The organism is Pseudomonas sp. DTU_2021_1001937_2_SI_NGA_ILE_001 (assembly GCF_032463525.1).
Lineage (GTDB): Bacteria > Pseudomonadota > Gammaproteobacteria > Pseudomonadales > Pseudomonadaceae > Aquipseudomonas.
On the sequence record NZ_CP135971.1, the window covers coordinates 1,460,832 to 1,475,430 of the forward strand.

Sequence of the window (14,599 nt, forward strand, 5' to 3'; positions counted from 1 at the left end):
GCTTGCCAGGATCCAATGACTCGTTTCACACCGCTGTTCGCTCTGTTGCTCTCCCTGTCCGCCTGGGCCGACGACCGATCGGTCTATGGCCTCCATGAATACGTGCGCCTGCCCGAGATCGACCTCGAAGTTCCCGCCAAGCTCGACACCGGCGCCCATACGGCCTCGCTCAGTGCCCGCGACATCGAGTACTTCACCCGTAACGGGCAGCGCTGGGTGCGTTTCTACCTGGCCATCGACAAGGCCCATGGTCACCCCATCGAGCGTCCGCTGCTGCGCGTCGGCCAGATCAAGCGCCGCGCCGACGACCTGGGAGCCAATGCCAAGCAGCAGTACAGCGCGCGTCCGGTCATCGACCTGGATGTCTGCCTCGGCGAAGAATTACTGCGCCTGGAAGTGAACTTGACCGACCGCAGCGCTTTCCAATTTCCGCTCCTGATTGGTGCAGACGCCCTCAAGCGCTTCAACGCGATGGTCGACCCCAGTCTGAAATACGCCGCCGGCAAGCCTGCCTGCACGGCCAAAATCGCTCAAAACGCAGAGTAATCCCATGCGCGCTCTTACCCTTCACCTGAAAGTCCTGATCGGTGTCCTGGTCACCCTGGGCCTGGCGATCACGGCGTATCAGGTACTGGTACTCGGCATCCCGATGACCGAAGACGAAACCGACGACCTGTGGAACATCGATGCCAAGATCGAATTCGTCGCCAACCCCAAGGAATCGGTCAAGGTGCAGATGTTCGTGCCGCCCCTGGCGCAGGACTACATCAGCCTCAATGAGAGCTTCATCGCCAACAACTATGGGGTCAGCGTCAACCGGGTCGACGGCAACCGCAAAGCCACCTGGTCCTCACGCCGGGCCACGGGCAACCAGACCCTCTACTACCGCCTGGTGCTGACCAAGCGCTACAGCGCCGACAAACCCAAGCCCAAGGGTCCGGTGTTCCGCGACAGCCTGCCGGTGGAAGGTGCCGAGAAAGTCGCTGCCGAGGCGCTGCTGGCACCGATCCGCCAACACTCGGCCGACGTCGAGACCTTCGTCAGCGAGGCCATCAAGCGGGTCAACAACCCCAAGGACGACAACGCCAAGCTGCTGCTCGGGGGCGACCCGTCGGTGGCGCGCAAGGCGCAGGTCACCGACCTACTGCTGTCCATTGCCCACGTGCCGATGGAAAAGGTCCACACCATCCGTCTGGAGGCGGGCACGCCGCAGACACCGGAACTGTGGCTGCGCAGTTTCAATGGCAAGGAATGGCTGTACTTCAACCCCGAGACCGGTGAATCCGGCCTGCCCGCCGACCGCCTGCTGTGGTGGACCGGCGACGAGCCGCTGGTGAGCATCGACGGCGCACGCAAACCCTTGGTGACCTTCACCCTGAGCAACAGCGAGATGAACGCCATCCGCCTGGCACAGCTCACCGACGAGAACACCGACGCCGACTTCCTCTCCTACTCGCTGTACGGGCTGCCACTGCAGACCCAGCAAAGCTTCATGGTCATGGTGATGATCCCCATCGGCGTACTGGTGATCCTGGTGCTGCGCAACCTGATCGGCCTGCAGACCCTGGGCACCTTCACCCCGGTGCTGATCGCCCTGGCGTTCCGCGAGACCCAGCTGGACTTCGGCATTCTGCTGTTCACCCTCATCACGGCCCTGGGCCTGTCGCTGCGTTCATACCTGGAGCACCTCAAGCTGCAGATGCTGCCGCGCCTGTCGGTGGTACTGACCTTCGTGGTGGTGCTGATCGCCGCCATCAGCCTGTTCAGCCACAAGCTGGGCCTGGAGCGCGGCCTGTCGGTGTCGCTGTTCCCGATGGTGATCCTGACCATGACCATCGAGCGCCTGTCCATCACCTGGGAAGAGCGCGGCGCCAGCCACGCCATGAAGGTCGCCATCGGCACGCTGTTCGCGGCGTCGCTGGCCTACCTGATCATGACCGTGAAGGAACTGACCTATTTCGTGTTCACCTTCCCGGCCATCCTGCTGGTGCTGGTCGGCTTCATGCTCGCGATGGGCCGCTACCGTGGCTATCGCCTGACCGAGCTGGTGCGTTTCCGCGCCTTCCTCAAACAGGACGAGCCGCAATGATCGGCTGGTGGAAGACCTGGAAGGCCCTGGAAGCGCGGGGCATCATGGGCATCAACCGGCGTAACGCCGACTTCGTGCTCAAGTACAACAAGCGCAGCCTGTACCCGGTGGTGGACGACAAGATCCTCACCAAGGAGCGCGCCCTGGCGGCTGGTATCCACGTGCCGCAGATGTATGGGGTGATTTCCACGGAGAAGGAAATCGACCGCCTGGACGAGATCATCGGTGGTCATGACGACTTCGTCATCAAGCCGGCCCAGGGCGCCGGCGGCGACGGCATCATGGTCATCGCCGACCGTTTCGAAGACAGCTTCCGCAGCGTATCCGGAAGGCTGGTCAGCCGTTCGGAAATCGAGCACCAGATTTCCAGCATCCTCACCGGCCTGTATTCGCTGGGCGGCCACCGTGACCGCGCACTGATCGAGTACCGGGTGATCCCCGATGCGATCTTCAAGAGCATCAGTTACGAAGGCGTGCCGGACATCCGCATCATCGTGCTGATGGGTTACCCGATCATGGCCATGCTGCGCCTGCCGACCCGTCAGTCGGGCGGCAAGGCCAACCTGCACCAGGGCGCCATCGGCGTGGGCGTCGACCTGGCCACCGGCATCACCCTCAAGGGCACCTGGCTCAACCGCATCATCAGCAAGCACCCGGACACTGCCAATGCCGTCGACGGCGTGCAGCTGCCCTACTGGGACGGTTTCATGAAGCTGGCCGCCGAATGCCATGAGCTGTGCGGCCTGGGTTATATCGGTGTGGACATGGTGCTGGACCAGGAAAAAGGCCCCTTGATCCTCGAACTCAACGCGCGCCCCGGCCTGAACATCCAGATCGCCAACGACTGCGGCCTGACCCTGCGCACCCAGGCGGTGGAGGCCCACCTGGAGAAACTCGCCCTGAATGACGAGCGCGAGACGCCGGAGCAGCGTGTGCGGTTCGTGCAGGAGCTGTTTGGGCACGTGCCGGCAAGCTGAGTTCAGGTGCTTGAGCTGGCATTGCTGATAGTTGGCGGCACCATGCTTAACGATTAGCGTGCTGCCCACAGGCCCTGATGCCTGTCCGGCCTCTGACTGCAGGTCGACGCCGGCCACCCGCTCGTCGCTCACGGAGGAGCCGATCATGCTGCTCACCCCCCTCAAATCCTTATCCTTGTGTCTGGCACTGCTCGCTGGCAGCGCGATAGCCGCCGATGCCGTGACCAGCCCTGCAGCCGCTAACACAGTCCTCACTGGGAAGGTTCATCTGTACAAGCAGAAAAAAGACACCGGTGAGTGGCCTCATGACTGCACCATCACGTTCGAGGCAGGAGGCGCCGAGCAGGAGATCGATCTCCATGACGACAGCTACGGCTGCACGAATGATGACGACTATGGGTTCAAGATCGAAAACGCACCCTCTGCCGCGCTGATTTCTTTCCACTCTGCCGATAACTGTGGCAATGGAGGGGACTTCTATGTGGGCGTCAAGACGATAAAAAACCCGACCACCATGGTAGAGCCGATGGGGTTCTCCCAGGCCTTGAGCTACTCTCCCGGCGAAATCCTGGTGCCAGGCGTGCAACTGACCCATAGCGGGGGATCGAAACCCAACGGGACTTTGAGCTGCGTATGGATCCGGCCGTCTCCCCTGCCCTAGGTTTTGTACGAGAAGTGCCTGCGCTCGGCCATGCTGCGTTAGAAACAGGCTGGAGCGCCAGCCCGGTGGGGCGCCACCCGGTGGGGCGCCACCCGGTGGGACGCCACCCGGTGGAGCGCCACCCGGTGGAGCGCCCGTTCCGAGCGACTGACAGACTAAGCCTGTTACCCCGTGGCTCTCGTGATTACAATCGGCGCCTTTCCGCCATTGATCGTAGTCACCGATGCCCATCTGCACCCTGCACTCCCTTGCGTATCACGCCGATCCTGCACCGTACTTCGCCAGGATTCGCCACGAGCCCGGTGCGGTGCTGCTCGACAGCGGCCGCCCGCAGGCCGAACGAGGGCGCTTCGACCTGCTCAGCGCCTGGCCGATGCAGCAGCTTGTCGGCCAACCAGGCGAAACCGGGAGGAGTTTCCTGCAGCGGCTGCGGGCAGGCCTGGCGCAACTGGGCGAGGCCCGCTTGCCCCCAGAGTGCGAATTGCCCTTCGCCGGCGGCCTGATCGGCTACCTGGCCTACGACTTCGGCCGGCGCCTGGAGCACCTGCCCGAACAGTCCATCGACGACCTGCAGCTGCCGGATGCTCAACTGGGCCTTTACGCCTGGGCGCTGATCACCGATCACCAGGCCAGCACCACGCAGCTGGTCTTTCACCCCTCACTTGCAGCGGCAGAGCGCGAGCGCCTGATCAGCCTGTTCAGCGGGCCGATCGCCGAGACTTCTGGCGAGTTCCACTTGAGCGGCCCTTTCCAGGCCAATCTGGACGCAGGCCAGTATGCCGAGGCGTTCAATCGCCTGAAAAACTACATCCAGGCCGGCGACTGTTACCAGGTCAACCTGACCCAGCGTTTCCAGGCCAAGTGCGCCGGCGACCCATGGGTGGCTTATCAGGCGTTACGCAAGGCCTGCCCTACGCCCTTTTCCGGCTACCTTCCGCTACCCGAGGGCGGCGCGATCCTCAGCGTCTCGCCGGAGCGCTTCGTGCGCATCAGCCAGGGCCAGGTGGAAACCCGCCCGATCAAAGGCACCCGGCCCCGTGGCCGCGACGCCCGCGAAGACCGGGAGTTGGCCGACGAACTGCTGGCCAGCCCCAAGGACCGCGCGGAAAACCTGATGATCGTCGACCTGCTGCGCAACGACATGGGCCGCAACTGCCGCATCGGTTCGGTGCGCGTGCCCGAGCTGTTCAGCATCGAGAGCTACCCCAACGTCCATCACCTGGTCAGCAGCATCACCGGCGAACTGGCGGCGCAACGTGACGCTCTCGACCTGATCGCCGGCAGCTTTCCCGGCGGTTCGATCACCGGAGCGCCGAAGATCCGCGCCATGCAGATCATCGACGAGCTGGAACCGCAACGTCGCGCGCTGTATTGCGGCTCGTTGCTGTACCTCGACGTGCGCGGCGAAATGGACAGCTCCATCGCCATCCGCAGCCTGCTGATCAAGGATGGCCAAGTGTCGTGCTGGGCCGGCGGCGGTGTCGTCGCCGACTCGGACTGTGAAGCCGAATACCAGGAGTGCTTCACCAAGGTCGGCGTGCTGCTGCGCACCCTGGAGGCTCTATAGGGCTTGAGCCGCGCAAGCCGCGACCACACTCAAGGCCGATGCACTGAGCGGGCCGACCACATCGCGGCTCAAGCCCCTCCTACCCGGTGACCTGCGGCAATCCGGCGGGTATCGTCGGCCTGTCAGAGACTCAGGGGGCGATTCGAGGCCTGGATGAACGCCTTCCTGAGTTCTGCGAAACTGTGCACCGCCGGGAACTGCGGGAATTCGCGAATCACGTTGTCCGGTGCATGGAACAGAATGCCCGCGTCGGCTTCGCCGAGCATGCTGGTGTCGTTGTACGAATCGCCGGCGGCAATCACCCGGTAATACAGACTCTTGAAGGCCAGCACCGACTGGCGCTTGGGGTCCTTCTGGCGCAACTGATAGCTGACCACACGGTCGTTTTCGTCGGTGACCAAGCGGTGGCACAGCAGTGTAGGGAAACCCAGCTGGCGCATCAGCGGCTGGGAGAATTCGTAGAAAGTGTCGGAAAGAATCACCACCTGGAAACGTTCCCGCAGCCAGTCGACGAACTCCACCGCGCCATCGAGCGGCTTGAGCGTGGCGATCACTGCCTGGATGTCCGAAAGTTTCAGCCCATGCTCATCGAGGATGCGCAGGCGCTGCTGCATCAGCACGTCGTAGTCGGGCACATCCCGGGTCGTGGCCCGCAGGGCCTGGATACCGGTTTTTTCAGCGAAGGCGATCCAGATTTCCGGCACCAGCACCCCTTCCAGATCGAGACAGGCAATTTCCACGGCACACTCCATGAGCACTTGTAAGGAAGGCGGCACTGTAGGGGCAGGCACCGGCAAAGTGCAACCTCGCAGCCAGTCAGCGGGCACGCTCACAGCAGGAAGGTTTTTGTTACCATGGCCGTCATTTCGAGCGCTTAAGCGCCATTTCCAGACCTAGGACCACGCCTGATGAACCAACCATTCGACGTTGCCGAACTGGCAGCGACGTACGCCAACAAATCGCCGCAAGACATTCTCAAACTGGCGTTCAGCCACTTCGGCGACGATCTGTGGATCTCGTTCAGCGGCGCTGAAGACGTGGTGCTGCTGGACATGGCCTGGAAGATCAACAAAAACGTCAAGGTCTTCAGCCTCGACACCGGCCGCCTGCATCCCGAAACCTATCGCTTCATCGACCAGGTGCGCGAGACCTATGGCATCGCCATCGAAATCGTCTCGCCGGATCACACCCAACTGGAGCCCTTCGTCAAGGAAAAGGGCCTGTTCAGCTTCTACAAGGATGGGCATGGCGAATGCTGCGGTATCCGCAAGATCGCACCGTTGCGTCGCAAGCTGAGCGACGTCCGTGCCTGGGCTACCGGCCAGCGCCGCGACCAGAGCCCCGGCACACGCAGCCAGGTGGCCGCCCTGGAGATCGACAGCGCCTTCTCAACCGCCGAGCGAACCCTGTACAAGTTCAACCCGCTGGCGCAGATGAGCAGTGAAGAAGTCTGGGGTTACATCCGTATGCTGGAACTGCCGTACAACAGCCTGCACGAGCGCGGCTTCATCAGCATCGGCTGCGAGCCCTGCACTCGCCCGGTGCTGCCGAACCAGCACGAGCGCGAAGGTCGCTGGTGGTGGGAAGAGGCCACGCAGAAGGAATGCGGGCTGCACGCCGGCAATCTGATTACCAAAGCCTGAGCAGAGCACAGAGCCGCAGGATCAGCCCGAAGGCTTTTCTTGCGGCTCTTCACGTGAGGCGTGCAATGCGCCTCAATGCACGGGCAGGTCGACGTCGGCGAACAGCTCTTCGAGTTCCTGACGGTTATGGCAGTGAATCGCCTTGGCCATGACCTCACGGGTCAGGTGGGGGGCGAACTTCTCGATGAAGTCGCACATGAAGCCGCGCAGGAAAGTGCCGCGACGGAAGGCGATCTTGGTCACGCTGGACTCGAACAGGTGACTGGCATCCAGGGTCACCAGATCGCTGTCCTGCTCTTCATCCACGGCCATGTGCGCAACGATGCCCACCCCCAAGTTGAGTCGCACGTAGGTCTTGATGACGTCGGCGTCGGCGGCGGTGAACACCACCTTGGGCACCAGGCCACGGTTGCTGAAGGCTTCGTCCAGCTTGGAGCGGCCGGTGAAACCGAAAACGTAGGTGACGATGGGGTATTCGGCCAACAGTTCCAGGGTCAGCTTGGGCACCTTGGTCAGCGGGTGACCCTGTGGCACGACCACGCAGCGGTTCCAGCGGTAGCACGGCATCATGATCAGGTCGCCGAACTGATCCAGCGCCTCGGTGGCGATGGCGAAGTCGACGGTGCCATCGGCGGCCATCTCGGCGATCTGCGTCGGCGAGCCCTGATGCATGTGCAATGCGACGTCCGGATACTGCTTGATGAAGCCACTGATCACCGAAGGCAGGGCATAGCGTGCCTGGGTATGGGTGGTGGCGATGGACAGCGTGCCCTTCTTCTCGTTGGAGAACTCCTGGGCGATCTGCTTGATGCTCTCGACCTTGCGCAGGATTTCGCCGGCCGTGGTGATGATACGCTCGCCCGCTGGCGTGACGCGGGTCAGGTGCTTGCCACTGCGGGCGAAGACCTCGACACCCAGTTCGTCCTCGAGCAGGCGGATCTGCTTGCTGATACCCGGTTGCGAGGTATAGAGACTCTGAGCCGTCGCGGAGACGTTGAGGTCGTGGTGCGCCACTTCCCAGATGTAGCGCAATTGTTGGAGCTTCATAAGTATCCCTCAAAGCAGATGGGCATCAGCGAAGGTATATAACCGCATCGATGGTCTAAGGCGGAAAGATAGAACTTTTTATCACCTTTATGCGCCGATGGCACGCACGATTTCACCGCCGCCCGCAATTGCGCCTACTGCCTGCCTTGCATCATGGGCACCATGTACACCGGGACATCCGCACGCTGCAGCACTCTGGCCGCGGTGCGGCCGATAGGCGCACCGTCACCCACCATGCGGCTATGGCTACCGACAACCAGCAGGTCCACGGCCAGTTCACGAGCCTGCTCGAGTATCACCATCGAGGGGTCACCCTGGACGACCCGCACCGTGCGAATGAACGAAAGATCCGCGTGGCCGGCACCGAACTCTTCGCGAAAACCGTCGAGCATCCGTTGCTCGATGCCTTCCATGAACGTACTCACGCCCCGACCGTGCAGCTCCCTGACTGCTTCCTCACCCAGATAACTCTGCAGCACCGATTCAGCGAACAGGCCCAGTGGCTCGACCACATGGATCACGTAGAGTCCCGCGTTGAAGGTCCGTGCCAATGCCAGCGCGTGTTGTGTCACGTAGGGCGCGTACAGGCCGAGGTCTGTGGCATAGAGCATCGAACGGATCATACGGCCTCCCGGACTGCCAGAATGACGGCGATTGATTGAGCTTAGCAGCGCACCCGGCAATAGTCGGGCGGCTGCGGATCAATCGCCCGCAAGGCCCGGGCCTGCATCCGCACGGCGCCGGTCGATGAAGGCCAGCGACTGGTAAAGGGTGCGAATACGCGGCAACTCGCAACCGGCGGCCTGGGCCGCACGCAGTGGCCGCTGGTAGATGACCTCCAGCTCCATGGGGCGCTGGCCGGCAAAGTCGTGGTACATACTCGGCCAGTAGTCGGGCAATGCATCGGTGAACGCCAACAGCGTCTGGGCGTAATTATCCGGCATTTGCACGCCACAGGCTGCCGCACCGCCAATCACTTCCTCCATCAACGCCTCGATCAGCGCGCGACTGTGCGGGTCGGCCATCAAGGCTTGAGTGCCAGCCCGCAACAGCACGGAAAGACCGTTATAAGGCACGTTCCACACCAGCTTCTGCCAGCGAGCCTGGCGCAGGTCAGGCATCGCCTTGCCGTCGATACCTGCCGCCGCGAACAGCGCGGCGCCCTCCTCGACCAGCGCCATACGCGCCGCCTGATCGACCGCAGGCCCACTGTGATAGCCCAGGTTCACCGTACCGCCCGCCTGATGAACGACCACACCGGGCGCCTGACGATGCAGGCATACGAAACACAGCCCGCCGAGCAGATGCAGGCTCTCGGGCAACAGTGGCCGCAACTGTTCCTCGACATCCAGGCCATTCTGCAGCAACACGACCCTCGCTCCCGGCGCAGCCGCCTGAGTGATCAAGGGCGCCAGGGCGGCATTACTGGTGGTCTTGGCGCCCACCAGCAGCCAGTCGCAAGGCGGCATGTCGGCGGCCTGGCGATGCGCGTTGACTGAAGCCAGGTGCAACGCGCCGTGGACCTGGCTGTCCACCTGCAGCCCCTTGCGCGACACGGCATCGAACTCGCTGCGCAGCAGGAAATGCACGTCGAAACCGGCACGGGCCAGCAGCAATCCGTAGAAGCCGCCAATGGAGCCGGTGCCGATGATGCCGATACGCAGTGGTTGGGTCAGGGTCATGGGTATTCCTCGTGATTCCGTGGTGCAGGTTCATGGCAATTCGTCAGGCTCGCCCGCAAAGGCCGATTCCAGCGCCTGACACAGCGAAGCAGGATCCAGTGGCGAGCGTAGCGCACCGAGAAAATCACCGTCGCGGACGACGAACAGTGCCGGCAGATGAAAAACCTCATAACGCTGCACCGCGCCGCCATTGCGCTCGGCATCGATCCAGCACAGGCGCTCCAGGGGCAGGTTCATCGATGGCAGGCGCTGCCGCGCCCAGCGGCAACTGCTGCAGCCCTCGCCAGTGAACAGCAGCAGTGAACGCCCCGGCAGGCTGAGAAGCTGCTGGTCGATATCCAGGTCGGTGAGTTGCAATTGTTCCAGCACGGCGGTTTTCCAGGCCAAAGGCCGCACGATTCTAGCGCCTAACGCCAGCCGCTTCATCGCCTGCTTTGCCGGGCCGGCCCGGGAACGCCACGAAGCAATGCCAGCTTGTGGAAACACGCGGTAACGCGCTAAGGTTCGGCACCCGCAACGCTTCACCGTGACCTGATGAGTAGCCCGATGGCCGATTTACCGATTGACGACCTCAACGTTGCCTCCAACGAGACGCTGATCACCCCGGATCAGCTCAAGCGCGAGATTCCCCTGACTGCCGCCGCGCTCAAGACCGTGAGTGAAGGCCGCGAAGTCATCCGCAACATTCTCGATGGCAAGGATCACCGCCTGTTCATCGTGATCGGCCCCTGCTCGATCCACGACCTCAAGGCCGCCAAGGAGTACGCCGAGCGCCTCAAGGCCCTGGCCGCCGAGGTATCGGACACGCTGTATCTGGTCATGCGGGTGTACTTCGAGAAGCCACGCACCACGGTGGGCTGGAAAGGCCTGATCAACGACCCCTATCTGGACGACTCGTTCAAGATCCAGGACGGCCTGCACATCGGTCGCCAGCTGCTGCTGGACCTGGCGGAAATGGGCCTGCCCACCGCCACCGAGGCCCTGGACCCGATTTCCCCGCAGTATCTGCAGGACCTGATCAGTTGGTCGGCCATCGGCGCACGCACCACCGAGTCCCAGACCCACCGGGAAATGGCCTCGGGCCTGTCTTCGGCCGTGGGCTTCAAGAACGGAACCGATGGCGGCCTGACCGTGGCCATCAATGCCCTGCAGTCGGTGTCCAAACCGCACCGCTTCCTGGGCATCAACCAGGAAGGCGGCGTCTCCATCGTGACCACCAAGGGCAATGCCTACGGCCACGTAGTGCTGCGCGGCGGCAACGGCAAACCCAACTACGACTCGGTCAGCGTGGCCTTGTGCGAGCAGGACCTGAACAAGGCCGGCATCCGCCCGAACATCATGGTCGACTGCAGCCACGCCAACTCCAACAAGGATCCTGGGCTGCAGCCACTGGTCATGGAGAACGTGGCCAACCAGATTCTCGAAGGCAACCAGTCGATCATCGGCCTGATGGTCGAGAGCCACCTGAACTGGGGTTGCCAGGCGATTCCCAAGGATCTGTCGGAACTGAAGTACGGTGTATCGATCACCGATGCCTGCATCGACTGGGAAGCCACCGAGAAGACCCTGCGCAGCATGCACGCCAAGCTCAAGAACGTGCTGCCCGCCCGCCAGCGCGGCTGAGTTTCCAGGCAGTAACGAAAACGCCGGGCTGATGCCCGGCGTTTTTGTATGCGTCTTTTCGCAAACTTATCCGATAACGTCTTCGGTGCCACTGCGGCGCTGGTGGCGCTCCATGTAGCGTTCCACATATGAACATGAGGCGATCACGCTGTAACCGCCTTGTTCGGCAAAAGCCAGCGCCTGTTCGGTAAGCGCCGCTGCGATACCTCGCCCGCGCAGTGCATCGGGCACGAAGGTACGATAGAAATCAAGGGTCTGCTTGCCCAGGTCCATATAGGTCAGATAGGCGCGATAGCCGTCGACGTCGACGACGAACTGGTGGGCAGCCTGATCATGTTGAATGGACAACGCCTCGCTCATCATTACTCCTAGCGGGTCTTGGAATTTGACCCCTACCTTACCGATCTTTTCCCGGCAACGAAACCTTTGGACCACCTGGATAACCGGCGGCCTGACCAGCGCACCGCAAGACAGCCTGATTAGATACTAGGCGCCTCACCCCACTTTGCTCAAGTGACAGCTGTGTTAAAAGCACGGCGCCCGCCAGTGCGCCCGACCAGTGAACCGAGTGACGGCGCAAGTTGTCATAGAGACGCCGGTTAGCGGATTCAAGTCACCGTGACATCACTGCACAACGGAACGTTGATCCTTCAGGGAAAAACACCGGAGTGTGAGAGAGGGGCGGCTACTTGATTAGCGTCACCGGCCAGGTGGATAGTTTTCATACAATCTGCCTGATAAGTATGACGGAAGACTTTCATGCCAAAGAATTTTGTTGGATCTTGCGCTTCCTCCGTTTACTTACTACAAACAATGAGTACTATGTACGCCGGTCATTCTCTCCATTTCGAGAGATGACGAATTCGAATTAAGTCCTTGAAGGGGAACACGATGAACAACGTTCTGAAATTCTCTGCTCTGGCTCTGGCCGCCGTTCTGGCCACCGGTTGCAGCAGCGTCTCCAAAGAAACCGAAGCTCGCCTGACTGCTACCGAAGACGCAGCAGCTCGCGCTCAGGCTCGTGCTGACGAAGCCTACCGCAAAGCTGACGAAGCTCTGGCTGCCGCTCAGAAAGCTCAGCAGACCGCTGACGAAGCCAACGAGCGTGCTCTGCGCATGCTGGACAAGGCTAGCCGCAAGTAATAATCCCTTCGGGATTGAAAAAGGCCGACCCGCTCGCGGGTCGGCCTTTTTTATGCCCGGTTACCAGGCTGACGGAGGCGCATGACGCGCCCCCGACGCAGGTTCAGTGGAACACCGCCTGGGGATCGGCGCCGGCCGGAACGGCAGCCTGGCCGACCATAGGCTCGGCGATCTCGGTAGGAATGCCGTCACCGGCGGCCACCACGTCACGCACGGTATCCCAATTGGTGCGCATGTTGCTGGCCAGGTCATCATGCTTGAGCAGCGCGTTGATCACCGCCGTGTGCTTGTCGACCACCGACGGGTTGCCCTGCTCGTCCAGCGGCGTATGCGCCTCGAGGAACACCTTGCCGCCGCTCAGGCCGAACTTGTAGGGCTCGTTGATGATGCGCACGGGGGTGCCCACCGGCGCCATGTCGGCCAGCTCCAGCACGTTATTGTTGTACATGCGGAAGCAACCGTGGCTGGTGCGCATGCCAATGCCGAACTTCTTGTTCGAGCCGTGGATCAGGTAACCGGACATGCCCAGGCCGAACTTGAACGGGCCCAACGGATTGTCCGGCCCTGCCGGTACCACCGCCGGCAGGATGTCGCCGTCAGCGGCGTGCTCGGCGCGGATCGACGCCGGTGGCGTCCAGGTCGGGTTCGGGGTCTTGGCGATGACGCGAGTGCTGCCGATCGGCGAGCCCCAGCCCTCGCGACCGATACCCAGGGCGTAGGTGTACACCACGTTCTTGCCCTTGGGGTAGTAGTACATCCGGTACTCGGCCAGGTTGATGACGATACCTTCACGCGGCCCCGGCGGCAGGATGAAGCGGGTCGGCAACACGATCTTGGTGCCGGCGCCGGGCAGCCAGGCATCGACCCCGGGGTTGGCGTCGAGCATTTCCTGGTAACCCAGACCGTAGCGGGTACCCAGGTCGGCGAAGGTGTCTTCGTATTTCGCCTCGATGACCTGCACCTGGCCGACGACGTCTTCACCGGGTGGCGGCAATGGATATTCCGTGGCCTGCACGGAACTGGCGGCCCACAGGGCGGCGAATGACAGACAGCGGGCAACGACAGGAATGCGCGACAACATCCGGTGAAATCCTTCGGCTAGATACGGCGGGGTCAAAATGGGCCTGTGCGCGGTGCCCGGCAGTTGCCGCAGTCCTCGACAGGCCAGGTGCCAGTGTACACCCGGCTTGACGCCTTCGGGAGCCTCGGCGCTTCGTGAAACTTACAGTTCCGGCCAGATCGGGTGCATGCCACGGCGCTGGGCATCAAGGATGGCCTTGCACAGCGGGCACAAGCGCTCCTCCTGGAGCATTTGTGTCTCAACCTGTGACAGCCGCGGCTGGGCAGGCAGCAAGGTGCCGCACAGGGTGCGGTCGGCGGAACCGCCCAGCACCAACTGACGGGCGATCAGATGGACCCTGGCTTCCTGGCAAGCGAACAGGTCGAGCTGCTCGTCAGGCTCGATCATTTGGTAGGCGAACAGGGACCAGGCAGGGCGCGGCATGAAGGGCTCCAGTGAGGGGGGCGCAACATTAGCCGAAAGCCCCCGCCGAGAAAAGCCTCAAAGCAGCGGTTTCAGGGCCGGCCAGACATTTTCCAGCAACTTGCCCTGGGCGGCGGTCGCCGGGTGGATGCCATCGGCCTGCATCATCTGCGGCACACCCCCCACGCCTTCGAGGAAAAACGGCACCCAGGGCAGTTGATGCTCCTTGGCCAGGTCGGCGTAAACCGCCTCGAACGCCCGGGTGTAGCGCGGGCCATAATTGGGTGGAATCCTCATGCCCAGCAGCAGGACCTTGGCACCGGCCTTTTTCGACTGCTCGATCATCGATGCAAGGTTTTGTTGCAATTGCGCCGGAGGCTGCCCACGCAGCCCATCGTTACCGCCCAGCTCGAGCACCACCAGCTCCGGCCGATGCTCTGCAAGCAGCGCCGGCAGCCGCGCCAGGCCTCCGGCGCTGGTGTCGCCGCTGATCGACGCGTTGACCACCTTGTCGTCGAAACCCTGCTGCTGCAGGCGCTGTTGCAGCAGGTTGACCCAGCCTTGCCGGGTATCCAGGCCGAAAGCGGCGCTGATACTATCGCCGACGACCAGTACCGTGCCCGCCACCGCGCCCTGAGACAGCAGCAACAGGCCCAAGGCGCTACTCAATAACCACGCACGCAT

At 62.5% G+C, this 14,599-nt stretch carries 17 protein-coding genes; 8 read left to right on the top strand and 9 right to left on the bottom strand.

Annotated elements, in window-relative coordinates; all coding sequences use genetic code 11:
• Window positions 1-15 precede the first annotated feature (15 nt).
• The 5 genes from RRX38_RS05890 to pabB all read left to right on the top strand — a co-directional run bounded on the left by RRX38_RS05890 (window position 16) and on the right by pabB (window position 5,294).
• Window positions 16-546 (top strand): ATP-dependent zinc protease, encoded by a 531-nt coding sequence (locus RRX38_RS05890; protein WP_315961900.1) that lies wholly within the window; start codon window positions 16-18, stop codon window positions 544-546.
• A 4-nt stretch (window positions 547-550) separates the two neighbouring features.
• On the top strand, window positions 551-2,089 hold the full coding sequence (locus RRX38_RS05895) for an inactive transglutaminase family protein (protein ID WP_315961901.1): 1,539 nt from the start codon (window positions 551-553) through the stop codon (window positions 2,087-2,089).
• Complete coding sequence (locus tag RRX38_RS05900) at window positions 2,089-3,066, top strand: alpha-L-glutamate ligase-like protein (protein WP_315962637.1); 978 nt, start codon at window positions 2,089-2,091, stop codon at window positions 3,064-3,066. The genes RRX38_RS05895 and RRX38_RS05900 overlap by 1 nt, the downstream gene beginning before the upstream one ends.
• Window positions 3,067-3,211: 145 nt before the next feature.
• Complete coding sequence (locus tag RRX38_RS05905) at window positions 3,212-3,727, top strand: hypothetical protein (protein ID WP_315961902.1); 516 nt, start codon at window positions 3,212-3,214, stop codon at window positions 3,725-3,727.
• 223 nt (window positions 3,728-3,950) lie between these two features.
• Entirely contained in the window at window positions 3,951-5,294 is a 1,344-nt protein-coding gene (pabB, locus tag RRX38_RS05910) for an aminodeoxychorismate synthase component I (protein ID WP_315961903.1), read from the top strand.
• Window positions 5,295-5,416: 122 nt separating this feature from the next.
• Here pabB and thrH read toward each other — a convergent pair whose 3' ends face one another.
• Window positions 5,417-6,034 carry a bifunctional phosphoserine phosphatase/homoserine phosphotransferase ThrH gene (thrH, locus tag RRX38_RS05915; protein WP_315961904.1) on the bottom strand — a complete coding sequence of 206 codons (618 nt, stop codon included), beginning with the start codon at window positions 6,032-6,034 and terminating at the stop codon, window positions 5,417-5,419.
• Window positions 6,035-6,202: 168 nt separating this feature from the next.
• Between thrH and RRX38_RS05920 the strand changes: the two genes are divergently transcribed.
• On the top strand, window positions 6,203-6,937 hold the full coding sequence (locus RRX38_RS05920; RefSeq protein ID WP_315961905.1) for a phosphoadenylyl-sulfate reductase: 735 nt from the start codon (window positions 6,203-6,205) through the stop codon (window positions 6,935-6,937).
• A gap of 72 nt (window positions 6,938-7,009) precedes the next feature.
• On the opposite strand, the gene cysB is transcribed toward RRX38_RS05920, so the two are convergent.
• The 4 genes from cysB to RRX38_RS05940 all read right to left on the bottom strand — a co-directional run bounded on the left by cysB (window position 7,010) and on the right by RRX38_RS05940 (window position 10,092).
• Window positions 7,010-7,984: an HTH-type transcriptional regulator CysB gene (cysB, locus tag RRX38_RS05925; protein WP_295475046.1), complete on the bottom strand. Its 975-nt coding sequence runs from the start codon at window positions 7,982-7,984 to the stop codon at window positions 7,010-7,012.
• Window positions 7,985-8,118: 134 nt separating this feature from the next.
• On the bottom strand, window positions 8,119-8,607 hold the full coding sequence (locus tag RRX38_RS05930; RefSeq protein WP_295475044.1) for a universal stress protein: 489 nt from the start codon (window positions 8,605-8,607) through the stop codon (window positions 8,119-8,121).
• 78 nt (window positions 8,608-8,685) lie between these two features.
• The gene (locus RRX38_RS05935; RefSeq protein ID WP_315961906.1) at window positions 8,686-9,666 is read right to left on the bottom strand and encodes a putative 2-dehydropantoate 2-reductase; all 981 of its coding nucleotides are present in this window, start codon (window positions 9,664-9,666) and stop codon (window positions 8,686-8,688) included.
• Between the two features lie 30 nt (window positions 9,667-9,696).
• On the bottom strand, window positions 9,697-10,092 hold the full coding sequence (locus RRX38_RS05940; protein ID WP_295475038.1) for a thioredoxin: 396 nt from the start codon (window positions 10,090-10,092) through the stop codon (window positions 9,697-9,699).
• Window positions 10,093-10,212: 120 nt separating this feature from the next.
• Here RRX38_RS05940 and RRX38_RS05945 point away from each other — a divergent pair, with 120 nt between their 5' ends.
• Window positions 10,213-11,289 carry a 3-deoxy-7-phosphoheptulonate synthase gene (locus tag RRX38_RS05945; RefSeq protein WP_295475035.1) on the top strand — a complete coding sequence of 359 codons (1,077 nt, stop codon included), beginning with the start codon at window positions 10,213-10,215 and terminating at the stop codon, window positions 11,287-11,289.
• 66 nt (window positions 11,290-11,355) lie between these two features.
• On the opposite strand, the gene RRX38_RS05950 is transcribed toward RRX38_RS05945, so the two are convergent.
• Complete coding sequence (locus tag RRX38_RS05950; RefSeq protein ID WP_295475033.1) at window positions 11,356-11,649, bottom strand: GNAT family N-acetyltransferase; 294 nt, start codon at window positions 11,647-11,649, stop codon at window positions 11,356-11,358.
• A 531-nt stretch (window positions 11,650-12,180) separates the two neighbouring features.
• On the opposite strand from RRX38_RS05950, the gene oprI reads away from it, so the two are divergent.
• Window positions 12,181-12,432, top strand: a complete 252-nt coding sequence (gene oprI, locus RRX38_RS05955) for an outer membrane lipoprotei OprI (protein ID WP_045491971.1) — start codon at window positions 12,181-12,183, stop codon at window positions 12,430-12,432.
• A 103-nt stretch (window positions 12,433-12,535) separates the two neighbouring features.
• Here oprI and RRX38_RS05960 read toward each other — a convergent pair whose 3' ends face one another.
• The 3 genes from RRX38_RS05960 to RRX38_RS05970 form a co-directional block, all read right to left on the bottom strand.
• Window positions 12,536-13,513, bottom strand: coding sequence for a L,D-transpeptidase family protein (locus tag RRX38_RS05960; protein ID WP_295475028.1), 978 nt, complete (start codon window positions 13,511-13,513; stop codon window positions 12,536-12,538).
• Window positions 13,514-13,654: 141 nt separating this feature from the next.
• Window positions 13,655-13,936, bottom strand: a complete 282-nt coding sequence (locus RRX38_RS05965) for a hypothetical protein (protein ID WP_295475023.1) — start codon at window positions 13,934-13,936, stop codon at window positions 13,655-13,657.
• A gap of 57 nt (window positions 13,937-13,993) precedes the next feature.
• On the bottom strand, window positions 13,994-14,599 hold the full coding sequence (locus tag RRX38_RS05970) for an arylesterase (RefSeq protein ID WP_315961907.1): 606 nt from the start codon (window positions 14,597-14,599) through the stop codon (window positions 13,994-13,996).